23 protein-coding genes and 1 riboswitch are annotated in these 25,376 nt (G+C 69.7%); of the genes, 8 read left to right on the top strand and 15 right to left on the bottom strand.

Annotation, left to right across the window (positions count from 1 at the left end):
• The first annotated feature begins 173 nt into the window (after nt 1-173).
• The gene (locus P3T34_RS09350) at nt 174-1,577 is read left to right on the top strand and encodes a S53 family peptidase (RefSeq protein ID WP_280665540.1); all 1,404 of its coding nucleotides are present in this window, start codon (nt 174-176) and stop codon (nt 1,575-1,577) included.
• Nucleotides 1,578-1,685: 108 nt separating this feature from the next.
• The gene (locus tag P3T34_RS09345; RefSeq protein ID WP_280665539.1) at nt 1,686-2,111 is read left to right on the top strand and encodes a hypothetical protein; all 426 of its coding nucleotides are present in this window, start codon (nt 1,686-1,688) and stop codon (nt 2,109-2,111) included.
• A gap of 188 nt (nt 2,112-2,299) precedes the next feature.
• Here the strand turns inward: P3T34_RS09345 and P3T34_RS09340 are convergent, their stop codons facing one another.
• Genes P3T34_RS09340 through P3T34_RS09325 form a run of 4 tightly spaced genes read right to left on the bottom strand, consistent with a single transcriptional unit; the run spans nt 2,300 to nt 6,059 of the window.
• Nucleotides 2,300-3,433 carry a hypothetical protein gene (locus P3T34_RS09340; RefSeq protein ID WP_280665538.1) on the bottom strand — a complete coding sequence of 378 codons (1,134 nt, stop codon included), beginning with the start codon at nt 3,431-3,433 and terminating at the stop codon, nt 2,300-2,302.
• 9 nt (nt 3,434-3,442) lie between these two features.
• Nucleotides 3,443-4,117 carry a phosphoglycerate mutase family protein gene (locus P3T34_RS09335; protein ID WP_280665537.1) on the bottom strand — a complete coding sequence of 225 codons (675 nt, stop codon included), beginning with the start codon at nt 4,115-4,117 and terminating at the stop codon, nt 3,443-3,445.
• 9 nt (nt 4,118-4,126) lie between these two features.
• Nucleotides 4,127-5,122 (bottom strand): nucleotidyltransferase domain-containing protein, encoded by a 996-nt coding sequence (locus P3T34_RS09330; protein ID WP_280665536.1) that lies wholly within the window; start codon nt 5,120-5,122, stop codon nt 4,127-4,129.
• Between the two features lie 34 nt (nt 5,123-5,156).
• Nucleotides 5,157-6,059: a phosphotransferase gene (locus P3T34_RS09325; protein ID WP_280665535.1), complete on the bottom strand. Its 903-nt coding sequence runs from the start codon at nt 6,057-6,059 to the stop codon at nt 5,157-5,159.
• Nucleotides 6,060-6,596: 537 nt separating this feature from the next.
• Here P3T34_RS09325 and P3T34_RS09320 point away from each other — a divergent pair.
• The 4 genes from P3T34_RS09320 to P3T34_RS09305 all read left to right on the top strand — a co-directional run bounded on the left by P3T34_RS09320 (nt 6,597) and on the right by P3T34_RS09305 (nt 10,108).
• Entirely contained in the window at nt 6,597-7,739 is a 1,143-nt protein-coding gene (locus P3T34_RS09320; protein WP_280671921.1) for an IS701 family transposase, read from the top strand.
• Nucleotides 7,706-7,885 (top strand): hypothetical protein, encoded by a 180-nt coding sequence (locus tag P3T34_RS09315; protein WP_280665534.1) that lies wholly within the window; start codon nt 7,706-7,708, stop codon nt 7,883-7,885. Before P3T34_RS09320 ends, P3T34_RS09315 begins: the two co-directional genes overlap by 34 nt.
• A 400-nt stretch (nt 7,886-8,285) precedes the next feature.
• The gene (locus P3T34_RS09310) at nt 8,286-9,560 is read left to right on the top strand and encodes a helix-turn-helix transcriptional regulator (protein WP_280665533.1); all 1,275 of its coding nucleotides are present in this window, start codon (nt 8,286-8,288) and stop codon (nt 9,558-9,560) included.
• Nucleotides 9,557-10,108, top strand: a complete 552-nt coding sequence (locus tag P3T34_RS09305; protein WP_280665532.1) for a flavoprotein — start codon at nt 9,557-9,559, stop codon at nt 10,106-10,108. The genes P3T34_RS09310 and P3T34_RS09305 overlap by 4 nt, the downstream gene beginning before the upstream one ends.
• Before the next feature lie 21 nt (nt 10,109-10,129).
• On the opposite strand, the gene P3T34_RS09300 is transcribed toward P3T34_RS09305, so the two are convergent.
• Complete coding sequence (locus P3T34_RS09300; RefSeq protein WP_280665531.1) at nt 10,130-11,044, bottom strand: AEC family transporter; 915 nt, start codon at nt 11,042-11,044, stop codon at nt 10,130-10,132.
• A gap of 188 nt (nt 11,045-11,232) precedes the next feature.
• On the opposite strand from P3T34_RS09300, the gene P3T34_RS09295 reads away from it, so the two are divergent.
• Nucleotides 11,233-11,805: an isoprenylcysteine carboxylmethyltransferase family protein gene (locus P3T34_RS09295; RefSeq protein ID WP_280665530.1), complete on the top strand. Its 573-nt coding sequence runs from the start codon at nt 11,233-11,235 to the stop codon at nt 11,803-11,805.
• Nucleotides 11,806-11,850: 45 nt separating this feature from the next.
• Here P3T34_RS09295 and P3T34_RS09290 read toward each other — a convergent pair whose 3' ends face one another.
• Genes P3T34_RS09290 through P3T34_RS09250 form a run of 9 tightly spaced genes read right to left on the bottom strand, consistent with a single transcriptional unit; the run spans nt 11,851 to nt 20,291 of the window.
• Nucleotides 11,851-13,191, bottom strand: a complete 1,341-nt coding sequence (locus P3T34_RS09290) for an ammonium transporter (RefSeq protein WP_280665529.1) — start codon at nt 13,189-13,191, stop codon at nt 11,851-11,853.
• Nucleotides 13,188-14,567 carry an ammonium transporter gene (locus P3T34_RS09285; RefSeq protein WP_280665528.1) on the bottom strand — a complete coding sequence of 460 codons (1,380 nt, stop codon included), beginning with the start codon at nt 14,565-14,567 and terminating at the stop codon, nt 13,188-13,190. Before P3T34_RS09285 ends, P3T34_RS09290 begins: the two co-directional genes overlap by 4 nt.
• 55 nt (nt 14,568-14,622) lie before the next feature.
• The gene (locus P3T34_RS09280; RefSeq protein WP_280665527.1) at nt 14,623-15,576 is read right to left on the bottom strand and encodes an urease accessory protein UreD; all 954 of its coding nucleotides are present in this window, start codon (nt 15,574-15,576) and stop codon (nt 14,623-14,625) included.
• A complete protein-coding gene (gene ureG, locus P3T34_RS09275) occupies nt 15,573-16,193 on the bottom strand; it encodes an urease accessory protein UreG (protein WP_280665526.1) in 621 nt (206 codons plus the stop codon). The genes P3T34_RS09280 and ureG overlap by 4 nt, the downstream gene beginning before the upstream one ends.
• 50 nt (nt 16,194-16,243) lie before the next feature.
• Nucleotides 16,244-16,939 carry an urease accessory UreF family protein gene (locus P3T34_RS09270; protein ID WP_280665525.1) on the bottom strand — a complete coding sequence of 232 codons (696 nt, stop codon included), beginning with the start codon at nt 16,937-16,939 and terminating at the stop codon, nt 16,244-16,246.
• Nucleotides 16,936-18,660, bottom strand: coding sequence for an urease subunit alpha (gene ureC, locus P3T34_RS09265; protein WP_280665524.1), 1,725 nt, complete (start codon nt 18,658-18,660; stop codon nt 16,936-16,938). The genes P3T34_RS09270 and ureC overlap by 4 nt, the downstream gene beginning before the upstream one ends.
• Nucleotides 18,661-18,665: 5 nt before the next feature.
• Nucleotides 18,666-19,058: an urease subunit beta gene (locus P3T34_RS09260; RefSeq protein ID WP_280665523.1), complete on the bottom strand. Its 393-nt coding sequence runs from the start codon at nt 19,056-19,058 to the stop codon at nt 18,666-18,668.
• Between the two features lie 60 nt (nt 19,059-19,118).
• Nucleotides 19,119-19,982 (bottom strand): cobalamin biosynthesis protein CbiX, encoded by an 864-nt coding sequence (locus P3T34_RS09255; RefSeq protein WP_280665522.1) that lies wholly within the window; start codon nt 19,980-19,982, stop codon nt 19,119-19,121.
• Between the two features lie 3 nt (nt 19,983-19,985).
• Nucleotides 19,986-20,291: an urease subunit gamma gene (locus P3T34_RS09250; RefSeq protein WP_280665521.1), complete on the bottom strand. Its 306-nt coding sequence runs from the start codon at nt 20,289-20,291 to the stop codon at nt 19,986-19,988.
• A 505-nt stretch (nt 20,292-20,796) separates the two neighbouring features.
• Nucleotides 20,797-21,013: riboswitch (cobalamin riboswitch) on the top strand.
• Between the two features lie 59 nt (nt 21,014-21,072).
• On the opposite strand from P3T34_RS09250, the gene P3T34_RS09245 reads away from it, so the two are divergent.
• On the top strand, nt 21,073-22,194 hold the full coding sequence (locus P3T34_RS09245; RefSeq protein ID WP_280665520.1) for a HoxN/HupN/NixA family nickel/cobalt transporter: 1,122 nt from the start codon (nt 21,073-21,075) through the stop codon (nt 22,192-22,194).
• A gap of 70 nt (nt 22,195-22,264) precedes the next feature.
• Here P3T34_RS09245 and P3T34_RS09240 read toward each other — a convergent pair whose 3' ends face one another.
• The gene (locus P3T34_RS09240) at nt 22,265-25,330 is read right to left on the bottom strand and encodes a putative Ig domain-containing protein (RefSeq protein WP_280665519.1); all 3,066 of its coding nucleotides are present in this window, start codon (nt 25,328-25,330) and stop codon (nt 22,265-22,267) included.
• Between the last annotated feature and the right edge of the window lie 46 nt (nt 25,331-25,376).

Genomic DNA, 25,376 nt, shown 5'->3' with positions numbered 1-25,376 from the left:
CGACAGCGGGAACACGGGTATAGCGGCCAGCTCCCTTGCGCCGCACGGGATTTGCCATGCCACCGCAAAGACTTCCCCATAAGTCCTACAAGATGATGACCCGTTGGCCGCGGTGCAGTCTCATGTGTCCCAGCCGTCGTCGACGGGATCAACCATCACCCCCAGGGACACCCATGCGACGTACCATCAGCCGCCGCACCATGTCGGCGCTCGCCATCACCGCCCTTGCCGCCTCCACCGCCCTCACCGGGGCGGGAACGGCCGGTGCGGCGCTGACGATCACCGCCGCCGGGCCGGCGCACCAGGCGCGCCCCGGGCAGCCGGTGCCCGCGGCCATCGGCCACCGGCTCAGCAAGGGCCAGTACCCCAGCCCGCTGAGCCTCGCCGACTGCCAGGCGCAGCTCCAGTCCTCCTGCTACGGCGCCACCCAGCTGGAGCAGGCGTACAACGAGCACCCGCTCTTCAACAAGGGCATCACCGGTGCCGGCCGCACCATCGTGATCGTCGACTCCTTCGGCTCGCCGACGATCCAGCACGACCTCGACGTCTACAGCGCGCAGTACGGCATACCGAGCACCACCGTCAAGGTCGTCCAGTCCGGAACCGTGCCGCCCTTCGACCCGGCCAACAGCGACATGACCGGCTGGGCCGAGGAGACGACGATCGACGTCGACATGGCCCACGCGATGGCGCCCGGCGCCAACATCGTGCTGCTGGAGACCGGCGTCTCGGAGACCGAGGGCACCACCGGCTTCCCGGAGATGATGACCGGTGAGGACAACCTGATCAAGCAGGGCGTCGGCGACGTGATCTCGCAGAGCTTCGGCGCCACCGAGAACACCTTCCCCGGCTTCGACCAGGGCGACTACTCCAGCCTGCTCAACCTGCGCTACGCCTTCAAGGACGCTGCGGTGCACGGTGTTTCGGTGCTGGCGGCCTCTGGCGACAACGGCTCGACCGACGCCGAGTCGGACGGCTCCACGCTCTACCCGTACCAGGTGACCTCCTGGCCGCCGTCGGACCCGCTGGTCACCGGCGTCGGCGCGACCACCGTCCAGCTGGACGCGCAGGGCAACCGGCTGAGCCCCGACACCGTCTGGGACGACCCGAGCACCATGAGCGGCGCCTCGGGCGGCGGCAAGTCCAAGGTCTTCAACCGCCCGCTCTTCCAGACCGGCGTGGCAGGCGTGGTCGGCAACACCCGCGGCGTGCCGGACATCAGCATGCTCGGCGACCCGCTGACCGGCGTCTGGACGTACAACAGCTTCGGCCCGAACGACCAGGGCTGGGAGCTGTGGGGCGGCACCAGCGTGGCGACGCCGATCTTCTCCGGCGTGGTGGCGCTGGCCGACCAGACCGCCGGCCACCGCCTGGGCAACCTCAACTACGGCCTCTACGCGCTGGGCGCCCTCCAGCAGGCGGGCGCCAAGGGCACCGGCCTGACCGACGTGGTGGGCGGCTCCAACACCTACAACGGCGTCCCCGGCTGGCCGGCAACCCCCGGCTACGACCTCGCCACCGGCTGGGGCACGGTCGACGCCTCGAAGTTCGTCCCCGCCATCGCCGCCCTGGGCTGACCTGACAGCGGGCTCTGAGACGCCGGCCGCCACCTCGGTGACGGCCGGCGTCCGTCGCAATTGTCGTCATGTTGACGATAATCCTGCGGTCGGGCTACCGTGCCGGGCATGAGAGTGATCCTGACGCGGGACAGCGTGTGCATGGGGGACGACTGCTACGCGCCGCACGAGTACGACGCGGCCTTCGACGGCGCGACCACTCTGGGCGATCTCGTGGACCAGGTGGTCGGAGTCCTGCCGCAGATGCGCGGTGCCCGCTGGGTGATGTTCCACGGCTGGAGCCGCGCCGACGGCACCCCGATCGCCGAGGTGTCACCAGAGTGGGCGGACCCACGCTTCACGGCCGAGGCAGACCGCCTGCTCCCCCTCGACTCGCTCGCCCCCAACGGCGAGGACCTGAGCCTCTTCTTCCAGTACCACCCCGGCAGCGTCCCCCTGTCAGCGCCGCCAGCCCCCGCCCCGAGCAGCCACGGAATTCAGTGGGCCTGGCTCAGTAGGAAGTTGAAGCGTGCCCGCAGCAGCTTCTCCAGCTGAAAGCTGTCGCCTCGGGTGGTGTCCTGCAGCAGCTCGGTGCTGATGCCGAAGGCCGACGCCCCAGCTGCTCAGCAGCGGCCCCGAGGCGCGGAACGTCGGCCCTGCCGACTTCCTGCGCAAGCAGAGTCCCCGACGCCCCGGTGATCAGGTCCGAGGGCCCAAAGTGCGGGAGCGGGTGCCCATCGAGATCAGGTGTTAGCGGCGCCACCTGCCATTCCGACCGCCGCCATCACCGTCGCCAGGCTGCTCTTGACCGCGATCCAGTCCGTGTCACCCCTCACGACCGCGAGCCGAAGCGCTTCCATGCCAGCTTCGTTGTGTTCGGCGGGCTGGGCCATGCACGCCCGCATGAAGTGCTTGAAGAGAGCAGGTAGCTGATCGGGCCGTGTCCCGCTCTTCCAATTCAGGGAGACAAGCGGGAGGAACCAGGTCTCGAACGCGGTCCTCGTGTCGGCGCTGGCTCCGTATGTCTCATAAACGGCCCGGAGGCTTCCCAACTGATCGTAGGGGAGTTGGCCGTGCAGGGCGTATTGAAGCCGTGTGCCCAGGTGTTGACGGAAGTGCTGGCCGTGGGCCGCGATGTGGTTGGCGGCGTTTTGGGTGATGGTCATCACGGCTGTGTCCGCGTGGTGCCTTCGTGCTGCGGCGAGGACGGTGGCATGGATGCCGACGCGCGGGTCCAGGACGAGGCCGGCGAGGCCGAGCGGTGAGAGGTCGATGCCGTGGTCGCGGGTGCGGGAGAGGATCAGGCGCTGGGCGACGTTACTGGCGGTGTTCTGCAAGTGCTTGGGCCGCTGCCGATGACTGGCGTGGATATCCGAGCGGTCGAGGACAGGGCGGCCCTTCGCAAGCTCGGCAACGAGGTGCAGTCCAGTGCGGTCCTCGCTGTCGGTGCTGCCACAGGCCTTGCAGGGGTGGTTATTGCTGCCGGTCATGTGGCCGCAGGCCCGGCAGGTAGGGACGGTCTCTCGGCTGATCATCAGGGTGCCGGCGCGCAAGTTGTGCTCGATCATTTCCAACGCGAGCTCCGCCACCTCGATCTCGGCGTCGGTCATGATTCCGGCTGCTGGGGACTGCCCAGGTGGGTACTTGGCTGCTATGAGGTCGGCCTCGAACATCTCGCGGGGGAGCTGCCTGCCGCTCGCGTGGCGGTGCCGCAGGTCTCCTGCAAGGGTCACGGTGTTCCACAGGTGGGGCACGGGTGGTGCCCCTGTGATTGCGTTCAGGGCGGCGGCGAGGCGGATGCCGACGGCCTTACCGGGCCGGGTCTCGAAGGTGAAGGGCCCGTTCTGGACGGGCCCGTTGAGGAACAGATGACACACGGGCTCCTCCTAAATCGGCGGGGTGATCGTTCCCGTCCAGGCGAACCGGTCGTCTCGCAGCTCGTAGTGGAGGATCGCGGAGTTGGGCATCTTGCCCTTCCTGTCCTCCGCGAGGATCTCGGGCAACGTGAGGTCTTCGAGCAAGGAGCGGAGCGCCAGGGCTGCGGTCTGGTGGGTGAAGGCGACGATCGTGCAAGGTGATTGCAGCTCGGTCTGCGCGAGCGCGGTGAACTCGACAGCCCGCTTTCGGACGTCTTCGGCGAGTGACTCTCCGCCACCAGGCGCGGTCCAGAAGTGCTTGCGCAGTCGACGGTCCTCGGCCAGCTCGGGGTAGGTGTCGAACAGCTCGCGCTTGGTCATGTAGGTGGCGTCGCCATAGTGCTGTTCGTCGAGGAGCGGGGTCTGCCGGGGCCACCCGTCGGGGAGGCAAGGCAGGGCGATCACGGCAGTGTCGATTGCCCTGCGATAGGTCGACGTGTAGACGTGCGGCTCGGGCCCGACGAGGTCCGGCAGCACCTGCGCGAGCCACTGCGCTTGCCGGAAGCCTCGCGGGGTAAGTCCGACGATGCTGCGGGAGATGCTGTGGGCCACCGCCCCGCTGTAGGGGCGCGGGTCCTGGTAGAAGCCGTTGTACTTGTCGGCGTTCTCGACGGACTCGGCATGGCGGACGATGAGCAACGTCATGGCGCGGCTCTACCCGGCCAGGTTGGCGACGTAGGAGCCACTGACGGTCCACGGGGTGAGTTCGATGCCGAAGCCGCTGCGCTCGCCGTCCTGCGTGTGGACGAGCTTGCCGGACAAGTGCACGGTGTCCCCAGTGCGGAACGCGCCGGTGTAGGCACCGAGGTACGAGCGCATGTGGGTGATCCTGCGGGCGAAGGAGTCGGGCTCGTCGATGGTCGAGCTGAGGATGGTCTTGACCTTGATCCCGTAGACCGCAGGGGTGGTCAGGCCCTCGGTGTGGTCGGTGATCTTTGCCAGGAGGGAGACCTCGCCGATCTCCTTGGAGGTCACCTGGGAGAAGGTCTTGTCGCGGTCGGCGCGGATGGGCTCGCAGTTGATGTGTGCGCCGGCGTTCGCCGTCAGCCCCTGGAGCTTGCGCCTCTCCTGCTTGATGAGGGCGTCGAATGAGCTGCCTTCCATGTACTTCGCGCGTCGGATGTACAACCGGGTCAGGTCGTCCCCGTCGTACGGCCTGATCAACTCGGCCTTCCTGAACAGCTCCTGCGCGGCCTCGTAGCCCTCCGGGCCGTAGCAGACGAGGTCGATGTCCGAACGCTCGTTGAAGCAGCCGACAAGGAAGGAGCCGGTGACGCCGATGAGCCCTTGCGCGCAGTTCGATGCGACCCACTCGGTGATCGCCAGGAGGTCCTTGCCTGCAGGGTTGTCGGCGACAGGGCCCGGCTCCTCGTGGATGGTTACCAGGGCCTGGCGGCAGGAGTAGTGGACGGCGATGTCGTCGCGCGGGATGCCGGTGATGACACAGCCGAGGGTGTCGGAGTAGACGTAGCACTCCGGCCTGTCGGCCAGGATGCCGAAGGACTTCGACACCACGCTGTTCTGCCGGTAGGTCTGGCCGAACAGTCGTCGGTCGCCCTTGTCGTCGGGGTGGTACTTGACGTAGCCGAGGTAGTGGCTGCCGGGGTGGCTGTCGCCGATGATTTTGAAGACGACTCCGTGATGGTCCATCAGGTAGTCGCGGTCCCGAACAGAGGGAAGTGGCCTACCAGTGCTCAGCGGTGAACCGTTCCAGAGTGGGGAAAGTGCCGGTGTCGATCGTGCTGGACGACTCATACTGATGAAGTCCCATCGTGAAAAGGGTACGGCGGTACTGCCACTTGATGTGCTTGTCGTGCTGGGCTGGGTCGGTGGGCCGCATGAGGGCGAGAAAGAAGAAGCACTTGACGAGTAGGAAGTCGCCCAAGTGCTCGCTCACCCGCTGTCCGATCAGGGAGGCGGTGGTGCCGTCCAGTGCGGCAATGTACGCGGCGCGCTGTTCGGGGCTGATGCTGTAGCCCTTGCCGCCGCCCTTGAAGGCGATGATGTCGAGCGCGGGGTAGACGTCGTATCCGAGCGGGATGGGGCCGTGGTGTTGCCAGTCGATGACGCCGGCTGCCAGGACGTTGGGAAGGCCGAAGTCGAGGTGCCCGTGAACAGTGGGTAGTAGCGCCATTCGGTCGAGGGCTCGCTTGACCGTGTCGTGGACTTGTGGGGTGTCGAAGTCCGGGTTCTCGTCGAAGACATCCTTGGCGAAGGCGGCCTTCTCGAACCAGGACGAGGCGGGCAGGGGGTGCCCAGCCTCGGCTTGCAGGAGCTTGGACGAGACGGCTGCCGCCGTGCTGATCACCTGGTAGCTGACCTGCCCGTCGCGCAGAGCGTCGGCCAGGGCCTCCTCGTGCAGTGAGGCGCCGCCGAGGGAGCGCTCGACAACGTAGTAGTTGCCGTTCTCCGCCCCGCTGTCGACGATCTCCGGGACCGGATAGCCGAGGTCGATGGCGAGACGCTGGAACTCGGTCTCCTCGCGCAGGTCGTTACCGCCGGTCCGCTTGTACAGCAGGCCGTCTGCCGACTTCCACACCGCGCCTTGGGTGGCTGTTCTGTCCTTCACGAAATCCCAGTGGCTCATTCATCCATCCTTCCGTAGAGCTGAGTTCAGGTGGAGCATGCGCGGCTGAACCCAGTGCGGCTCGGCGCTCCGCGCGAGGGGGATCGGGTACCACGACCGCGGGGACGGCCAGCTCCGCCCAGACCTTCTTCCCGTGGGTGGTCGGCTCAGCACCCCAGCTCTCCGACAGGCTCTCGATCATCAGAATTCCTCGGCCGCATGTCAGTTCGCTGTTGCCGAAGTTCGCCGCCCCGGTCGGCATCCTGCGCGACGGGTCGTAGACCTCGATCACCACTCGGTCGCCGTCCGGGGAGAGGTAGACGCCGGCCAGCAGCCGTCCGGGGGCGTGGATGACCGCGTTGGCAAGCAGCTCGCCGGCAACCACGGCGATGTCGTCCAGGCCGTCCCCGGTGATTCCCCACGATCGGGCGATGTCGACGACGGCTTGCCGGGCTAGTACTGCAACCGCATGTGCGTGACGATCTTGGCTCTGAGTCGTTGGTGTAGCTGTGTGCTTATGAGCTGACGGTTGAGCAGGTCGAGTCGTGGTCCGATGGGATAGCCGGGCTCCATGCCCGGTTCGCCCGTCGTTTCGGCAGGTCGGAGCCCCGCGCGCGGGCACTGGACTACCTGGAGGGGCTCATCGCCCCACTGGAGAAGAAAAACGGCTGGACACTGGCCGAACAGGTCGGGCAACTGCGCCCCGACGGCGTCCAGCGCCTGCTCAACCACTCCGACTGGGACGAGGACGCGGTCCGCGACGACATCCGCGACTTCGTCGTGGAGACCATCGGGGCCAAGGACGCGGTCCTGATCGGAGACGACACCGGCTTCCTGAAGAAGGGCACCAGGTCCGCCGGCGTCCAACGCCAGTACACCGGCACCGCCGGCCGCACCGAGAACTCCCAGATCGGCACCTTCCTGGCCTACGCCTCCACCAGGGGACGGGCGTTGATCGACCGCGAGCTCTACCTCCCGGTGTCCTGGACGGACGACCGGGAACGCTGCCGGGCAGCCGGGATCGACGACGAGGTCCCGTTCGCCACCAAGAACGAGCACTTCAAGTGGATGCTGCAACGCGCGATCGACGCCGGCGTCCCGTTCGCGTGGGTCACCGCGGACGAGGCATACGGGCAGGTCAGGCACCTGCGGGCGTGGTTGGAGGAGCGGCGGGTGGCACACGTGCTGGCCACCAAGGTCAACGACACCGTGGTCACCGCGGCCGGCGCCGACGCCCGGGTGGACCAGTTGGTCGCCGCCCTGCCCCGGCAGGCGTGGAAGCGTCTGTCCGGCGGAGCGGGCGCCCATGGTGAGCGGATCTACGACTGGTCCCGCGTCGCGATCCGCCCGTGGTGGGAGAACGGCTTCGGGCACTGGGTCCTGGCCCGACGATCCGTCAGCGACCCGACCGAGATCGCCTACTACGTCTGCTACGGCCCGGTCGCGTCCCGACTGAAAGACCTGGTCAAGGTGGCCGCGGCACGGTGGGCGGTGGAGGAGTGCTTCCAGGTCGCGAAGGGCGAGTGCGGCCTGGACCACTACCAGGTCAGGCTCTACCGGGCGTGGTATCGGCACATCACCCTGGCCATGGCCGCCCTGGCCTACCTGACCGCCGTCCGCGCCGCAGAAGCCGCAAAAGGGGCGGCACGGACGACGAGCAGGACCTCATGCCCCTCAGCGTCCCGGAGATCCGCCGGCTGATCGGGCACATCGTCGTCACGCCCCGACACCACACCAACGAGCACCATCTGCACTGGTCACGCTTCCGACGACGCAGCCAGGCACGAGCCCGCCGCTCCCACTACAAACGCCGAGGCCACAACCTCCAGGTGCGGTTGCAGTACTAGTGAGATGTCGTCCCGCTTGGTTCCGTTGAAGGCGATGCGCCGCGCGAGGGAGGGTGCGGTCATCGGTCACCGTCGCATGCGAGGGGAAGGGCCACGGCGTCCCGCTTGTTCGCGGTGTTGTCTCTCTGCACGTCCGAGCGGAAGGCCATTTGGCGCTTCTCCTTTGCCACTGGGTAGAGCCGCTCTCGCCGGAGACCACGGATGGCCTCGGGCATGCGGGGGTCGGGAACCGCGAGCTCCAGGGGTTGGTGAGCTGCTGACACCAAGACAACTCCATGACCGAGCCAAGTGGTTAGGTAGTACGTCGGGTGCGCATGATCCATGCAGATCGTGCATACCGAGTGTCCTGGTGCGGCTACGCTCGGCCCAGCAGGCAGGATCAGTATTGGCAGGAGAGGCCATGTCGCCGACGTCCAAGGGACACTCCGCAGCGGCCGGGATCGGAGAAGTGATCCGCCGCGCACGAGTGTTGAGCGGCCGGACGCAAGAGGACGTGGCCACCGAACTGGGCTACCACCAGTCGAAGATCAGCCGGCTTGAGCGCGGCACGGGGACACAGGACATGGACGTTCTGCGGGCGGTCGCAGCCGTGCTCGACATTCCGCTGGGGAGCCTCGGCCTGTCCTCCCATACCAGTGCGGACAGCAGGGCGGACGACATGCACCGTCGGAACTTCCTGGCCGCGAGCTTCGTCGCGCTCGCGGCGCCGGCAGCCCCTCCCCGGGTGGGCATGGAGCTTGTGCGGGCACTCCTGCCGGGACCGGTTCCAGTCAGCGCTCCGCCGCAGGCCCAGGCGGCGCTCACCGCTCGACTCTCCCAGGCCCGCAGGCTCTTCTACACCTGCCGGTACGCCGAGCTGGAAGACGCCCTGCCGTCGCTGATCGCCGACCTTTGCCAGGCCCAGGACGCTGTCCATGGCGGCGACCCGGCGCTGGCCGGACTGCTCGCGACGGCCTACCAGACCGCAGTGAGCCTGCTCCTCAAGCTGGGCGACCAGGGCAACGCCTGGCTCGCTGTGGGCCGGGCGATGGCGGAGGCCGAGCGGAGCGGCGATCCCGTCGTCATGGCCTCCAGCGTCCGTGTGCAGGCCCACGTGCTCGCCCGAGACCGGCACACCAAGCCGGCCATCACCCTTATCCGCCACACCGCCGATCAGCTCGCCGGCAGCTACGACCGGCGGCCTCCCGCCTACCTGGCAGCGTTCGGCCTCATGCTTCTTCGTGGAGTGACGGCCGCGAGCGCGGGGGGCGATCGCGCCACGACCGCAGAGTTCCTCGCCGAGGCCCAGGAGGTCGCGCGCTATGTCGAGCTCGACGCCCCGGACGCCTGGGCGAACTTCAGCCCGACCAACGTCGCACTGCATGCAGTGAGCGCGTCCGTCATCCTTGGCGATGCGGGTGCGGCACTCGAAGCCGCTCAGCCCCTGATGCGCCGACGCATCCCCGTTCCCGAACGTCGGGCGGCGCTCTGGGTGGAGGCTGCACGGGCCTACAGCCAGCAAGGCAGACTGGCCGAGGGATACAAAGCGCTGAGGATCGCGGAGAGCTGTGCGTCGCAGGACGTCCGCCGACGCCCTGCGGTGCTGGAGCTGGCCGGTGATATGGCCGCCCGCGACCGGTGCGGCGCTATCCCGGAGCTTCGCCGTTTCTGCCAGGAGTTGGGAGTCCAGGTTTGACCGATCAGCGCGAGCCGTTCCTGTACGTCGTTGTCTGTGCCTCGGGCATCGCGGACGACGTGGGCACGCTCATCACTGCCGCCCACGCCGAGGGCTGGAAGGTCGGCGTGGTGGCCACTCCCAGCGCGCTCGGCTTCATCGACCAGGAAGCCATCGAGCTCCAGACCGGCTATCCGATCCGCTCGGCCTGGCGCACGCCCAGCGTGCCGCAGCCGCTGCCGCCGGCGGACGCCATCGCGGTCGCGCCCGCCACGTTCAACACCATCAACAAATGGGCCGCCGGTATCTCGGACACGCTCGCGCTCGGCATCCTCTGCGAGGCGTACGGACTGGGCATCCCGACCGCCGTCCAGCCGTACGTGAACTCCGCCCAGGCGGCCCACCCCGCGTACGACGAGAGTCTGGCCCGGCTACGTTCGATGGGCGTCCTGATCGGCGACTACGTACCCCACAAGCCCAAGGCAGGTGGAGGCCGCGATCACTACAGCTGGACCCACGTCCTCGACCTGCTCCGCCCAGTCGTGAAGTCGAGAACAGAACGGCCGTAAGTCCAGGCCGCCGGGCCGCTGTCAGTGGTGGGTGGGGCCGAGGGTCCAGTAGATGGTGGAGAGGGTGGCCATCGAGATCAGGGTGGAGAACATCACCGAGTCGCGGGCCAGGGCTGTGCTCAGCTCGTACTGGCGGGCGTAGATGAAGGTGTTCTGGGCGGTGGGGAGGGCGGAGCAGAGGACTACGGCGAGTAGTTGGTGCGGGGGGAGGTGGAGGAGGAGGGTGCCGACAGCCAGGGCTGCCAGGGGTTGGACGAGGGTTTTGAGCAGGACGGCCACGCCCACCTCGGCGTCCAGGCGGCGGCTGGCTTCGCGGCCGTGCAGGGATATGCCGAGGGTGACCAGTGCGGCGGGGACGGCGGCGCCGCCGAGCAGGTCGCAGGTGTGGGTGAGGGCGGTCGGGAGGTGGAGGTGGGCGGCGGAGAAGAGGGCGCCGAGGGCTGAGGCCAGGATGATTGGGTTGCGGACCGGCAGCAGGAGGGCGCGGCGCAGGCCGCCGCCGGTGTCCAGCAGGGTGAGGATCACCGGGGTCACGAACAGCACCTGGAACAGCACCACTTGGGCGACGAACGAGGCGTCGCCGAGCACCTGGAGGGCCACCGGGATGCCGAGGTTGGCGGAGTTGACGTAGCTGGCCGCCATCGCGCCGATCGCCTGGTCGGCGAGCGGGCGGCGGAAGAGCCGGCGGCCGGCCAGCAGGCCGAGGGCCGAGACCACGGCGGTGCCGGCGGCGAAGGCGATCATCGAGGTGCTGGCGAAGGCGCTCAGCGGTGTCCTGGCGAGCATGGTGAACAGGGCGGCGGGCATCGCGACGTGGAAGACGAAGCGGCCGAGCACGGACTCCGCCTGCTCGCCGAGCAGTCCGCTGCGGGCGACCAGGTAGCCGACCGCGGTGAGGATCCAGATCGGGACGAAGGCGGCGAAGAGGGATTGCATGGGTCCTCGGGCTGGTTGATCCGTCGCTGGCCGGACGATGATCGCAGCCCGGGTGGAGAGGCGGTCCACCCGGGTGTCCACCCGGTGGAGGCACGGTTCCACCCGTGGGCGGAGGTGGCCCGCCGCGCTGCTGCCTACGGTTGGTGACGAAGCGTCAGTTCTTCCTACCGACAGGCGAGGTGGCCGCCATGGCAGTGCTCGGGTATCTGATCGACGTCAGCGTCTGGCTCTGGATCGCCGCCGAGGTGGTGATGCAGTGGCGGCAGTACCGCAGCGGCGGCAAGGCGGTGCGCACCGAGTGGCGCTCGCTGGCCGTGATCGGGGTGGCGGCGGCCGTCGGGGAGGTGCTCGCCGTGCTCGCGCTGTCCGCGCTGCCCGGCGCGGACTTCGGCGGGCGGACGGCGACGCTGGCGGCGGCGCTGCTGGTGCTGTGGGCGGGGGTCGGTTTCCGGCTCTGGGCGATCCGCAGTCTGGGCCGGTTCTTCCGCGGGGTGGTGCATGTGCAGGCGGACCACCAGGTGGTGCAAAGCGGGCCCTACCGGGTGCTGCGCCACCCTTCCTACACCGGGGTGCTGGTGGCGATCCTCGGCACGGCGCTGACCTTCGGCAACGTCGCCTCGATCGTGCTGCTGACGGGGTGCAACGCGCTGGGCGTGCTCTACCGGATCCGGGTGGAGGAGGCCGTGCTCAACGCCGAACTCGGCGACGCCTACCGGGAGTACGCCGGGAAGACCGCGCGGCTCGTCCCCGGGCTGTGGTGACGACAGCAGGGGGGACGAGCCGCGCGGGGTATCAATGGACCGGTCTCAGTCGGTCTGGTGCTCGCGGTCCTCCGCGAGCATCCGGCGGACCTGGTCGAGCACGGCGCTGGCATCAGGGTCGGGCTTGTCGGGGGACAGGGAGCCGCGCAGGGCGTCGGCGATCTCCTTGAACTGCTCGTCCCAGTCGTTCTGGTAGACCTGCTCGTGCTCCTCGGCGCCGCTCGGCTGGCGCAGCCCGACAGTGCGGTCCACGACCTTGCCGATCAGCGCGGTCATCCCGAACGAGAAGAGCCCGAGCACCAGCACCGCGACCAGCTGCTTGCCCAGCAGGTCCCAACCGCCGCCGTAGAACAGGCCCTTCTTGCCGGTCATCGTGCCGGTGGCCGCCAGGCCCACCATCACCATGCCGAACAGGCCGCCCCAGCCGTGGATACCGACCACGTCCAGGGTGTCGTCCACCCCGAAGCGGTACTTCCAGCTGATCGCGAAGGCACAGGTCAGACCGGCCAGGAAGCCGATGATCGCGGCCCAGGCCATCGAGACGCCGCCGGCCAGCGGGGTCATCGCGACCATGCCGGTGACCGCGCCCATGCACATGTCGAGCAGTCCGACCTTGCGGGTGCGCAGGTAGACGGTGACCGCCCAGCCCGCCATCGCGGCGCCCGCCGCCAGCTGGGTGTTCATCACGCCCATCGCCGCCGCGCCGGGCGTGCCCAGCGAGGAGCCGGTGTTGAAGCCGAACCAGCCGAACCAGAGCAGCGAGAGGCCGATCACCACCAGCGGCAGGTTGTGCGGACGGATCTTGGTGCGCTCGAAGTCCTGGCGCCGGCCGGCGACCAGGGCCAGGGCCAGACCGGCCGCGCCCGAGCTGAGCTCGACGACCGTACCGCCCGAGAAGTCGACCGCGCCGACTTGCCGCGCCACCCAGCCGCCGGGCGCGAAGACCCAGTGCGCCATCGGGATGTAGACCAGCAGGGTCCAGGCGCAGACGAAGGCGATCCAGCCCCGCATGGTCGCCCGCCCGGCGACCGACCCGCTGATCAGCGCGACGGTCACGATGGCGAACGACATGTGGAAGACCGAGAAGATCACGGTCGGGATGCCGTCGGTGGTGCTGTCCATCCCGACGCCGGACATGAACAGGTGGTCGAGCCCGCCGATCACGCCCAGCCCGCCGGCGTCCTTGCCGAACGCCAGGCTGTAGCCGACCGAGAACCAGATGATCGTCACCAGGACCAGGCAGACGAAGCACATCTTGAGCATCGCGATGACCTGGCTGGTCTTCACCATGCCGCCGTAGAAGAACGCCAGCCCCGGTGCCATCAGCAGCACCATGGCCGCGGCCATCATCAGCCAGGCGCTATTGCCCGTGTCGAGTGCGGTCACTTCTCCTGCTCCCGCCGTGACAGCACCTCGCGCAGGTCGGCGAGCAACTGGTGGTCCGCGACGGCCGGGTCGACCTCCTGCGCACCCGCTGCGCCGACCGTGACCGGCACGCGGGCCTGCATCAGCCGCGAGCGGATCTCCGAGATGGTCTCGTCGTCGTAGGCGAGCTCCTCCTCGTGGCCGGGGACGTGCTCGTACTCCTCGTCGGCCCGGAAGCCGACGGTCTTCTCGATCACCTTGGCGATCAGCCAGGTCGCCGCGAAGGAGAAGGACGCGCAGGCCAGTACGGCGACCGCCTGGCGCCACAGCAGGTCGACGCCGCCGCCGTAGAACAGACCCTTCTTGCCACTCATCTGGACGGTGGCGAACAGGCCGATGGCCACCGTGCCGACGATGCCGCCGAAGCCGTGCACGCCGACCACGTCGAGGGTGTCGTCGTAGCCCATCTTGTACTTGAAGTTGATTGCGAAGGCGCAGACCACACCGGCGATGAAGCCGACGGCCAGCGCGCCGAGCGGGGAGATCTCACCGCAGGACGGGGTGATCGCCACCATGCCGGCCACCGCCGCGCCGGCCACGCCCAGCATCTCGACGTGTCCGAGCTTCCACTTCTCGATCAGCGGCCAGCCCACCATGGCGCCGGCGGCGGCGAGTTGGGTGTTGAGGAAGGCCATCGGGGCGGTGCCGCCGGTCTGCAGCGCCGAGCCCGCGTTGAAGCCGAACCAGCCGAACCAGAGCAGCGCCAGGCCGATCACCACGAGCGGCAGGTTGTGCGGGCGGATGGTCTCGCGCTCGAAGTCCTTGCGCTTGCGCACCACGATCGCCACGGCCAGGCCCGCCGCACCGGAGTTGATCTCGACCGGCAGGCCACCGGCGAAGTCGAGCGCGCCCAGGTGGGCGGTGACCCAGCCGTCCGGGGCGAACACCCAGTGCGCCAGCGGCACGTACACCAGCAGCGTCCAGGCGATCGCGAACCAGATCCAGCCGCGCATGGTGGCGCGACCGGCGATCGAGCCGCTGATCAGGGCCACCGTGATGATGGCGAAGGCCATCTGGAAGCAGGAGAAGATCACGGTGGGGATGCCGGTGGAGCCCCACAGGCTGGTCATCCCGATGTCGTGCATGAACCAGTGCTTGGGGGTGCCGATCAGCCCCAGGCCGCCGACGTCCTTGCCGAAGGCCAGGCTGTAGCCGATCGCCAGCCACAGCAGGGTGACGACGGCCAGGCAGACGAAGCTCATCTTGAGCATCACCAGGACGTGCTTGGTCTTGACCATGCCGCCGTAGAAGAAGGCGAGGCCCGGTGTCATCAGCAGCACCATCGCGGTGCTGGCCATGAGCCAGGCGGTGTTGCCCGTATCGAGCGTGGTAGGCATCCGAGGGTCTCCCGGGTCGGGGGGCACCGTGCCGGGATGGCACGGTGACGGATCGTCAGGTTTTTCGCAGGTCCGGGGCGGGGGAGCCGATCAGCAGTCGGCGCACCGCGTCCCAGGCCTGGCGGACGGCCGCGGCGACGGCGGGGGAGTCGCCGCCCAGGACGCGCAGCCACGCGCCGCTGTCGGCCGGCAGCACGCTCACGCCGTACAGCAGCCCGCTGCCCGCCAGTGCGCCGTGCAGCGCGTCGGCGACCTCGGCGGCGGGCGCCAGCGGGGTGACGGCGTAGAAGGTGGACACCAGGTCGTGGGCGGCCAGCACCGCCGGGCCGGTGACGCCGGTGGTGTGCGGCTCCAGGCGGACGGTGTCCAGCGCGAAGAGCCGCCCGTCGGGGCGGCGCCACTCCAGGTCGGCGGCGAAGACCTGGTAGGCGTTGCGCTCGCCGTGCGCGAGGCGCCCGGCCAGCACCGTCTCGCCGGCCAGCACGGTGGCCGAGGGCGCGACGGTGATCACGGTGCGCTGGTAGAAGCGCGAGTCCCGGTAGGGGATGGTCGGTTCGGGCAGGTACTCGACGTAGGCGTCCTCGTCGGCGGTCAAGAAGACCTGCTGGGTCGCGTAGTCGGCGTCCATCCGGTGGATCTTGGTGGCGGCCTGGGTGCTCAGATGGACGGTGCTGCCCGCGCCGCAGTGCAGGTCCATCCGCAGCCGGTCGGCCTGCACGATGCCGCCGCCGGTGGACATCAGATAGGTGATCGCCAGGTCCGGCCGCTCGGGGTCGAAGTAGAGCGGGCGCATCAGCTGCAGCGGCGACTTCTGGTAGCGGGTGACCAGTTCGGTGCGCGGGCCGATCCGCTCGAAGCCCAGCTCCAGCAGGCCCACCTTGCCGGGGCGGCCCACCCCGAGCGCGTCCGGGCGGCCCGCCAGCCGGCGGACGGCGGCGGGGACGCGCTCGGGCTCGTAGTGCGCGGGGGTGAGCCGGTGCGAGGTCGCGTCCAGCAGGGCGCTGCTCACGCGGGGACCCCGCGGTAGGACTCCAGGAGGTCCGCGACCTGCTCGAGGCCGTCCCCGGTCAGGCTGTTGGTGAGCACCACCGGCCGCCCCTCGCGCACCTGGTGGGCGTCGGAGGTCATCACGTCCAGGTCGCAGCGGACGTAGCGGGCGATGTCGATCTTGTTGATCACCAGGACGTCCGAGTCGGTGATGCCCGGGCCGCGCTTGCGTGGCATCTTCTCGCCCTCGGCGGTGTCCAGCACGAAGAAGAACATGTCGACCAGCACCGGGCTGAAGGTCAGCGTGAGGTTGTCGCCGCCCGACTCGTAGAGCAGGGTGTCGATGTCCGGGAAGCGCTCCAGGAGTTCGGCGCCGGCGGCCAGGTTCATCGTCGGGTCGTCGCGCACCGCGGTGTGCGGGCAGGCGCCGGTCTCCACGCCCACCACCCGCTCGGGGTCCAGCAGTCCGGCGAGGTTGCGCCGCACGTGCTGGGCGTCCTCCTGGGTGTAGATGTCGTTGGTGATGACCGCGGGCCGGCGCCCGCGGGCGATCAGCACCGGCACCAACGCCTCCACCAGCGCGGTCTTTCCGGAGCCCACCGGTCCGGCGATGCCCACTCGCAGCACGTGGTCAGTCATGTTCTTCTGCTCTCTTCCTAGATGTCGGACGGGGATGTCGGACGGCTGGGTCAGGAAGCGAACATCCGTGCCTCCGCCCGCTCGTGGCGTCCGGACATGGCGTCGGCGACCGGGACGCAGCCGCCCAGGTCCGCCAACTCCCGTTCCAGCGCCGCCGCGGTGACCTCCTGGATCACCGGCGCCAGTGCGCGCAGGGTGATCTGGGCGCGGCGGTGGTCGGTCAGCCGCAGCCGTAGCGCGGCGCTGGTGAAGCTGACAGTGAAGGCGAACAGGTCGCTCGCCACCGCCTGTTCGGTCGGCACGGCGCCGGCCGCGTAGGCGACCCCGGCCGCCACGGCCTGGCAGCCGGGCGACCGCTTGGCCGCCACCAGCTCGGCGTAGCGCTCCAACTCCTCACCGCCCAGGGCGAGTCGGGCGGTGTCGAGCAGCTGCTTGCCGGTCCTGGTGGAGGCCAGCCGCAGCTCGCGGTTGAGCTTGCCGGCGTGCAGCCGCTCGTCGACCTCGACCACGCCCGGCCAGTCGCCGGCCCCGGCCGCCCGGTGGGCGAGCGCGAGCGCGGTGGCGTCCGCCGGGCCGACCGAGTGCCGCAGCAGGTCGGCCAGCAGCTCGGGCATGGTCTCCGCGGTGACCGCCTTGGCCTGTGCATAGCCTTCGAGGCTGTGCGAGAGGGTGTAGAGGCCGCTGGGGAACGCCGAGTCGGTGAGCTGGAGGCTGACCAGCAGGGCGTCCAGGGTGTTCGCCGTCATGCCAGGTAGAAGAGCTGGTTGAGGGGAAGGCTCTTCGCCGGCTCGATGGTGGCCGGCACGCCGTCCAGGGTGACCTTGTAGGTCTCCGGGTCGACCTCGATCAGCGGCGTGGCGTCGTTGCGCACCATGTGCTGCTTGCCCACCGTGCGGCAGTTGCGCACCGGTAGCACCCGGCTCTGCAGGCCGAGTTGGGCCGGTACCCCGAGGTCGACCGCGGCCTGGGACATGAAGGAGACCCGGGTGGCCTGCTTGGCGCGGCCCATCGCGCCGTACATCGGGCGGTAGTAGATCGGCTGGGTGGTGGGCAGCGAGGCGTTCGGGTCGCCCATCAGCGCCCAGTTGATCACGCCGCCCTTGATCACCAACTTGGGCTTCGCACCGAAGGAGTTGATCGGCCACAGTACGATGTCCGCCAGCTTGCCGGGCTCCAGTGAACCGATGTGGTCGGCGGTGCCCGAGGCGATGGCCGGGTTGATGGTGAGCTTGGCCAGGTAGCGCAGCACCCGGAAGTTGTCGTGGCGCTCGCTGTCGCCGGCCAGCTTGCCGCGCTGGTCCTTGCAGTGGTGCGCGGTCTGGAAGGCCCGCGCGAAGGACTCGCCGATCCGGCCCATCGCCTGCGAGTCCGAGGAGAAGATGCTGATCACGCCCTCGTCGTGCAGCACCGTCTCGGCGGCCACCGTCTCGGCGCGCACCCGGGAGTCGGCGAAGGCCACGTCCTCGGGGATGTCGTGGCTCAGGTGGTGGCAGACCATCACCATGTCGAGCAGCTCGTCGATCGAGTTGACGGTGTAGGGGAGGGTCGGATTGGTCGACGAGGGAAGGACGTTGGGCTCGCCGGCGATCCGCATGATGTCCGGTGCGTGGCCGCCGCCGGCCCCCTCGGTGTGGAAGGTGTGGATGGTGCGGCCGTCGATCGCGGAGAGGGTGTCCTCGTAGAAGCCGGACTCGTTGAGGGTGTCGGTGTGGATCGCCACCTGCACGTCGTACTCGTCGGCGACGTTGAGCGCGGTGTCGATCGCGGCCGGGGTGGTGCCCCAGTCCTCGTGCACCTTGAGCCCGCAGACGCCGGCCTCCACCTGCTCGCGCAGCGCCTGCGGCAGGGAGGCGTTGCCCTTGCCCAACAGGCCGACGTTGACCGGCAGTTCCTCCACCGCCTGGTACATCCGATGGATGTTCCACGGCCCCGGCGTGCAGGTGGTGCCGTTGGTGCCGTCGGAGGGGCCGGTGCCGCCGCCGATCAGCGTGGTGATGCCGTTGGTCAGGCCCTCCTGGACCTGCTGCGGGGCGATGAAGTGGATGTGGGTGTCGATGCCGCCGGCCGTCGCGATCAGGTGCTCGCCGGAGATCACCTCGGTACCCGGGCCGATCACCAGCTTGGGATCCACCCCGCTCTGCAGCCGGGGGTTGCCGGCCTTGCCGACGCCGGTGATGAAGCCGTCCTTGACGCCGATGTCGCCCTTGACCACGCCGAGGATCGGGTCGAGCACCACCACGTTGGTGATCACCAGGTCGAGCGCGCCCTGCAGCGAGGTGGCGGCCGGGTCCTGGGCCATGCCGTCGCGGATGCCCTTGCCACCGCCGTAGACGGCCTCGTCGCCGTAGTGGCCCTGGTTGAAGTCCTTCTCCACCTCGACCAGCAGGTTGGTGTCGGCGAGGTGGAAGCGGTCGCCGACGGTGGGGCCGAAGAGGTCGGTGTACTGCCTGCGCGGGATGATCGCCATCGCTCTCAGACCTCCTCGTCCGCGAGCCGGGCGCCCTTGAAACCGCGCTCGACGGCGCGGCGCAGGGCCTTGACGCGGGTGTCGGCCGAGCCGAGGCCGCCGTCCACCAGCGCGCTGAAGCCGACCAGGCGGCGGTGGCCGGCATAGGCGGCCAGCTCCACCTCGCGGGTGTCGCCGGGCTCGAAGCGCACGGCGGTGCCGGCGGGCAGGTCCAGGTGCATCCCGTAGGCGCGGTTGCGGTCGAAGTCCAGCGCGCGGTTGACCTCGAAGAAGTGGTAGTGCGAGCCGACCTGCACGGCGCGGTCGCCGGTGTTGCTCACCGCCAGGCGCACCTTGGCCCGGCCGGCGTTGATCTCGATCGGATCGTCTCCGTACAGGTATGCGGTTCTGCCTGACATGGCGCCTCTTTCTGCGTGCTTCCTGCTGCTACGGCGGGTGCTTCAAGACCGCGGGGGCGGTCAGCGCTGGTGGGTGTGGGGGGTCTGGTGCTGGTGCCGGTGGTCCTCGCCCGGGCCGTGCGAGTGCGCGTAGCCGTGGCCGTGCTCGGCGTCGAGCGCGGCGGCGATGCCGTCCTGCCCGTGCCCCAGCCGGTGCAGCGCGCTCGCCGTCCGGGCCCGCAGGACGGCGGCGACGGCGGGCGGGCCGAGCAGCGGGCCGCCGTCCTCGGCGCCCTGGACGGGCCGGCGGGCCGCCGGCCCGAAGCCAGCCGGCAGCAGCACGACGCGCCGGGCCCCCAGCCGGCGGCAGCGCTCGACGCCCTCCGCCAGGCCCGGGTCACCGCCGTCGAAGGCCACCTCCACCCGGCGGTGCGTGCCGTGCCGGCTGACCAGCCGGGCGATCCGGAACAGCTCGGCGTCCTGGAAGGGGCCGGACGGCGGCGCGGTGACCAGGATCGCGCAGTCCTCCCGGCGGGCTCCCGCCGTGCGGCCGGCGGCGGCACGCAGCCAGCCGATCAGGTGGCTCGCGGTGCCGAACGGTTCGGCCAGCGCGATCCGGGCCCGCCGGGCCGGTTCGGCGCCGGTCAGCCAGTGCAGCGCGCGGGCGGTGTCGGCGACCAGCGACGGGTCCCGGCCCAGCGTCATCGGCACGACGCAGACCGGGCGCTCGCTCTGCGCGAGGGCGTCGGTGACGGCCTGGCCCAGCGCCCGGCCGACCGGCACGACCAGGACCGCCGGGTCGCCGCCGACCAGTGGCCGCAGGGCGGCCGGGCCGCCGCTCTCGTGACCGGTGACCAGGACGAGCGTGGCGGCGGCCGGTCCGAGCGTGGCGGCGGGCTGCCCGGGGGCGGGGGCGGCCGGATCGGGGGCGGCGGCGGGCGTCATGGCTCAGGCACCGACGGGATCGTGGCAGGAGACGAGCTTGGTGCCGTCCACGAAGGCGGCCTCGATCTGCAGCAGCGGGAGCATCTCGCGCACGCCGGGCATGACGTCCTCGGCGGAGACGATCTTCTTGCCGATCTCCATGCACTCCGCCAGCGTGCGGCCGTCCCGCGCGGACTCCAGGATGCCTTCGCTGATCAGCGCGACGGCCTCGCTGTAGTTCAGCTTCACGCCGCGTTCGCGGCGGCGGCGGGCCAGGTCGGCCACCACGTAGACATAGAGCTTGTCGATCTCCCGTGGAGCGAGGTTCACGGTTGCCGTCCTTTCGGGGGTGGGGCCGTGCGGCCGACCCTGGTTCCGGGCAGGTCGGGTCAGCCGACCCCGACGGAGACGGGTGAGGTCGGGTCGAGGGGCGGACGGTCTGCGGGCCCGGGGACGTCCGCGCGGGGGTGGACCGCGCCGGGCGTCAGAATTTCACTATGCGGAATAGAACTTCCGCGTGCAACGAAAGGTAGAGCTGCCCGACAAGGGTCGTCAACACTTTGTTGAGAGCCTTGGCCGTTTCTTTAATCACGCCGGAGGTTGGGGTGCTGCGACAACTGCTGTGCGGGTCAAGGGAGTTGGGGCGCAACTCGACCGGTGGAGGGGTCGCGGTCGGGCGAGGCCGCCGTCGCGAGGCTGCGCCGCTTCAACACAGGATGACGGTCCGGTTTTTAGCCAACGTTGGCCTGACCGAGATCCAACGGTGGATCGAAGGAGCAGGTGAGATGTGCCACTCGCGGATGTGCGGCGGGTTGTGGTTGGTCAGCCGTACGCCTACCGTGTTCCCCGCCGTGGTGTTCGGGAAGACCGGTGACGGATCCTCAGGGGTCCCAGACCGGAGCGGCCCTCGCCACTGTGATCAGGAAGTCACCGCACCATTTCCCGCCTGCTGTGTCAGGGGCGGGCGGCCACTGGACAACCGTCCGGGAAGGCCGGGAGCGGGGGCGTTGGACCTGTCAGCCAGGAGACCGGCCACGGCACCGCGTGAAAATCCGCTCGACCCACCGGTCGGGCGGCACTCCCCATCGAGGTGCTGGAGAGGCTTCCTGAGATGCCCCTGCCCAAAAACGCCCCCGCGGCTGCCCCCGCAGGCCCCGCGCTCCCCGCGACCCCGCTGATCCGCTGGGAACGCAAGGACTGGATACGCACCGGCGGCCTGCTCGCCGTCATCCTGGCCATGCACGTGGCGGCCTTCGGCATCCTGATCGTGATGGTCGATCCGCACCACTACGCCATCGGCACCCAGGTCTTCGGCCTGGGCATGGGCGTCACCGCCTACACCCTGGGCATGCGGCACGCCTTCGACGCCGACCACATCGCCGCCATCGACAACACCACCCGCAAGCTGATGGCCGACGGTAAGCGGCCCATCTCGGTGGGTTTCTGGTTCGCGCTCGGCCACTCCACCATCGTGGTCGTGCTGGCCGGCGGCATCTCGGCCGGCGCGCACTTCGCCAGCACGCTGGCCGACGACAACTCCAGCGCGCACAAGGCTCTCGGCGCCCTCAGCACCAGCGTCTCGGGGAGCTTCCTCTATCTGATCGCCGCCCTCAACCTGGTGTCGCTCTTCGGCATCTACCGGGTGTTCAAGGCGATGCGCGGGGGCGAGTTCGACGAGCACGAGCTGGAGAAGCACCTGGACAACCGCGGCTTCATGAACCGCATCCTGGGCAAGCTCACCAAGTCCATCACCCGACCCGGCCAGATGTACCCCATCGGCCTGCTCTTCGGCATCGGCTTCGACACCGCCACCGAGGTCACCCTGATGGTGATGGCCGGCTCCGGCGCCGCCGCCGGCCTGCCCTGGTACGCGATCCTCTGCCTGCCGCTGCTCTTCGCCTCCGGCATGAGCCTGTTCGACACCCTCGACGGCACGTTCATGAACTTCGCCTACCACTGGGCCTTCTCCAACCCGGTCCGCAAGGTCTACTACAACCTGACCATCACCGGGCTCTCGATCGCCGTCGCCTTCCTGATCGGCACCATCGAGCTCGTCGGCGTCCTGCACGACCAGCTCGGCTGGAGCGACCCGGTCACCAACTGGATCTCCGGCATCGACCTCAACAACGTCGGCTTCGTCATCGTCGGCCTGTTCGTGGTGGTCTGGGCGGGCGCCCTGACCTACTGGCGCCTGGCCAAGGTCGAGAGCAGCTGGGCCCCGAAGTCTTCTTAAACACACGGATGACGACGGCAGGCCGCCACGGGAGGTTTCCGTGGCGGCCTGCCGGGTGAGGCGGGAGCGGTCAGAGGGTGGCGTAGAGGGTGAAGGGCTGGGTGGTGGTGCCCGCGGCGCTCTTGGCCGTGAGGGTGAGGTGGAAGGTGCCCAGGGCCAGCTCGCTGCCGGAGATGGTGGCGGTGCCGTTGGCGCCGGGGGTGAAGGTGAGGCCCGAGGGCAGGGTGCCGGTCATGCTCAGCGCCGGCGCCGGGTAGCCGGTGCTCCTGACGGTGAAGCTGAACGGGAGCAGCAGGCCCGCCGTGGCACTGGCCGGGCTGGTGATGGCCGGGGCCTGGTCGACGGTCAGGGCCAGCGGCTGGGTGGCGGTGCCGGTGGCGTTGGTCGCCGAGATCGTCAGCGGGTAGCTGCCGCCGGTGCCGGTGGCCGGGGTGCCGGCCAGGGTTGCGGTGCCGTCACCGTTGTCGGTGAAGGTGACGCCCGACGGCAGGGCGCCGGACTCCTTGAGGGCGGGGGCCGGGCTGCCGGTGCTGGTCAGCGTGGTGCTGAACGCCGTGCCGACGGTGGTGGCGAGGGCGGCGGGGCTGGTGATCGACGGTGCCACGTTGACGGTGACGGTGGTCGAGGCGCCCGCGCCGACCGCGCTCCAGCCGGAGAGCGTGCCGCCGTAGGACTCGCCGAAGGCCGCGCCGTTGACGGTGCTGCCGGTCGGCATGGTGAGCGGGACGGAGACCGGGGTGCCCGCGCTGTTGGTGACGACCACCGCGCCGTTCTGCACCGAGGCGGTGACCGTGCCGGCGTTCTTCGCCGCGGTCCAGGCGGCCGACTCGGCCAGCACCTGCGACTGGCTGGCGTCGGTCATCTGGGTCAGCGGCGCGGTGTACCAACTGGCGTACTGTGCCTGCATGTTGTTGAGCAGGGTGAGCAGTGTGTAGCCGTAGTCGGAGGTCACCCCATTGGTCGTGGTGGTGGCCGGGCCGATCAGGTTGGTCTGGTGCGCGTAGTTCATCCGCGGGTCGTTGTCCAGCACGTGGCCGAGCATGATCCGCGACTCGTTGGCCAGCACGGTGGCCTCGGTGGCCGGCGTGCTGGTGCAGGTGGTGGACGGCGAGCCGACGCACTTGCCGGTCTCGGCCGGGTACTGGGCGTCGCCGACCGATGAGCCGGTGGCGACGTACGCCGTGTTGTACTCGCTCAGCTCGTCGGGCCAGTCGGCCGCGTTGTAGTAGATGTTGCTGGGGTAGCGCGGCGCGGAGGCCGCGACATTGGTCGCGCCCGAGGCGTTGGTGTACGGGATGGTGTACGACTGCGGCTGGCGTGAGGCGTCGGCGCCGAAGACGTTGATCCCCAGGTCCGAGAAGGCCTGCGGGGTGTTGGGGTTCTCCAGGCCGGAGTGCTCACCGGTCACCACGGAGTGCGAACTGAAGTCGGTCAGCCCGTTGTTGGCGGCGAAGGCGTCGTCCAGGCCGATCTCCTGCTCGATGCTGGAGTCCGGGGTGGCGCTGGTGGCCGGCAGCCAGCCGGCCGCGTTGGCGCAGCCGATCCCGGGGTCGGTCGCGGTCGGGTAGCCGGCGGTGCTGCCGGGGCCGCCGCCCGGGGTGGTCGCCCCGGTGTCGGTGAAGGAGTACGAGGTGGCGGCGCCGGTGGCGTCCTCGGCCACCTGGCCGACCAGGCCGTAGCTGGTGGAGCCGGCGGCCGCGCGGTAGACGTTGTAGCCCCAGAAGCCGGTGCCGCCGGAGTACTGCGACTCCAGCTTGGCGAGGGTGGGGCCGCCGCCGTTGGGCGCGTCCGGCCAGTTGAGCGCGACCGAGCCGCTCGCGCCGACGGTGACCTGCTGCGGGGTCGAGGGCTCGGATTCGCCGTACGCGGTGGCCGCGGTGACCTCGTAGCTGTAGGCGCCGGCGGCCAGCGAACCGGCGGAGCCGGCCGTCGCCGGGTTCACCGGCAGCGGCTGGGCGACCGTGCAGCCCAGGAACATGTGCGACCAGGTGTGGGTGATCCAGTTGAAGGAGGCCTGGTTCTTCAGCAGCTCGTTGACGAACGCCGAGTCGTTCGGGTAGCCGCTGTCCACGGTCTGGCCCGGGTCGGTGAAGGTCTGGCCGTTCACCGTGGTGCTGCCGGTGCAGTTGGCACCGGAGGTGGTGGTGGCGCTCGGCGCGGTGCAGGCCCCGATCGCGTTGAAGGCCAACTCCAGCTTGATGCCGGTCTTCTGCTCCCAGGCGGCGACGTAGTCGACGTCCGCCGCGCTCATCTGCACGTCCGGCGGGCCGTCCGCGGCGTTGCCGCCGACCCCGGCCGGGCAGAGCACGTCATTGGGGTTGGTGGCCCCCGGCGTGCACTGGTACTTGCTGCTCCACTCGTTGTCCGAGATGAAGAGGTCGTCGATGTCCTGGCCGAAGTAGTTGCGGTAGAGCCCGAGATGGGTGCTCTGGGTGACCCAGTTGATCAAGCCTGGCGAGAGCAGCAGCCACGGCAGCATGGTGGAGCTGTAGTCGAAGGTCAGCGACAGCTCGGCGACGCCGGCCTGCGGGTCGGTGGCCGGGTGCTGGTAGACGGCGGCCAGCACGTGGCCCGCCGTGTCCGTCAGCCACGGGGTGACCGGGGCACCGGCGATGACCGTGGCCGGGTAGCCGTAGGAGCCCGTCTCGAACGGCACCGGGCCCTTGAGCTCGGGCAGTTGGGCCAGCGCGTCCGGCGTCAGCTGGGCCGTTCCGGTGACCGCACCGGAGGTCGCGGCGGTGAGCCCCTGCGGGGTCGACGGGTAGACGTACCCGTCCAGCTGGCGGACGTGGAAGCTCGACTCGTAGCCGTCCAGCGCGGTGAGCTGACCGGCCGCCAGCCAGTTCGGCGAGTCGGCGAACACCACGCCGTTGAAGTAGCCGTGCGTGCCGCTGGAGAGGGCGGGCAGCGACACGTTCTCGCTGCCCAGCGCGCCGGTGGTGTTCACCAGCGTGTACGCGACGCCCTCGCTGTCCAGCGCCGCCTGCCAGGCCTCGGTGGTCGGGTCCCCCGAACCGCCACCGATCAGCAGGACCTTCAGATCGAGTTGCTGCGGTGTCGCCGCGACGGCCGGCACCACGGCCTGCGCCGTCGCCAGCAGTGTGGCCGCGGCGACCCCCGCCGCGAACCACTTCATCCTTCGCCTCAACACATGACCCTCCCAGGCAAGTTCTTGACAGTCC

The sequence above is a fragment of the Kitasatospora sp. MAP12-44 genome, assembly GCF_029892095.1.
Lineage (GTDB): Bacteria > Actinomycetota > Actinomycetes > Streptomycetales > Streptomycetaceae > Kitasatospora.
Note: the sequence above shows the minus strand (reverse complement) of the source record. Positions and strands in the feature narration are given on the sequence as shown.

Coding starts and splice junctions, on each gene's coding strand:
- P3T34_RS09350 (WP_280665540.1), top strand. CDS start 174: ATGCGACGTACCATCAGCCGCCGCACCATGTCGGCGCTCGCCATCACC.
- P3T34_RS09345 (WP_280665539.1), top strand. CDS start 1,686: ATGAGAGTGATCCTGACGCGGGACAGCGTGTGCATGGGGGACGACTGC.
- P3T34_RS09335 (WP_280665537.1), bottom strand. CDS start 4,117: ATGACGTTGCTCATCGTCCGCCATGCCGAGTCCGTCGAGAACGCCGAC.
- P3T34_RS09330 (WP_280665536.1), bottom strand. CDS start 5,122: ATGGACCATCACGGAGTCGTCTTCAAAATCATCGGCGACAGCCACCCC.
- P3T34_RS09325 (WP_280665535.1), bottom strand. CDS start 6,059: ATGAGCCACTGGGATTTCGTGAAGGACAGAACAGCCACCCAAGGCGCG.
- P3T34_RS09315 (WP_280665534.1), top strand. CDS start 7,706: ATGCCCCTCAGCGTCCCGGAGATCCGCCGGCTGATCGGGCACATCGTC.
- P3T34_RS09310 (WP_280665533.1), top strand. CDS start 8,286: ATGTCGCCGACGTCCAAGGGACACTCCGCAGCGGCCGGGATCGGAGAA.
- P3T34_RS09300 (WP_280665531.1), bottom strand. CDS start 11,044: ATGCAATCCCTCTTCGCCGCCTTCGTCCCGATCTGGATCCTCACCGCG.
- P3T34_RS09295 (WP_280665530.1), top strand. CDS start 11,233: ATGGCAGTGCTCGGGTATCTGATCGACGTCAGCGTCTGGCTCTGGATC.
- P3T34_RS09285 (WP_280665528.1), bottom strand. CDS start 14,567: ATGCCTACCACGCTCGATACGGGCAACACCGCCTGGCTCATGGCCAGC.
- ureG (WP_280665526.1), bottom strand. CDS start 16,193: ATGACTGACCACGTGCTGCGAGTGGGCATCGCCGGACCGGTGGGCTCC.
- P3T34_RS09270 (WP_280665525.1), bottom strand. CDS start 16,939: ATGACGGCGAACACCCTGGACGCCCTGCTGGTCAGCCTCCAGCTCACC.
- ureC (WP_280665524.1), bottom strand. CDS start 18,660: ATGGCGATCATCCCGCGCAGGCAGTACACCGACCTCTTCGGCCCCACC.
- P3T34_RS09260 (WP_280665523.1), bottom strand. CDS start 19,058: ATGTCAGGCAGAACCGCATACCTGTACGGAGACGATCCGATCGAGATC.
- P3T34_RS09255 (WP_280665522.1), bottom strand. CDS start 19,982: ATGACGCCCGCCGCCGCCCCCGATCCGGCCGCCCCCGCCCCCGGGCAG.
- P3T34_RS09245 (WP_280665520.1), top strand. CDS start 21,073: ATGCCCCTGCCCAAAAACGCCCCCGCGGCTGCCCCCGCAGGCCCCGCG.
- P3T34_RS09240 (WP_280665519.1), bottom strand. CDS start 25,330: ATGAAGTGGTTCGCGGCGGGGGTCGCCGCGGCCACACTGCTGGCGACG.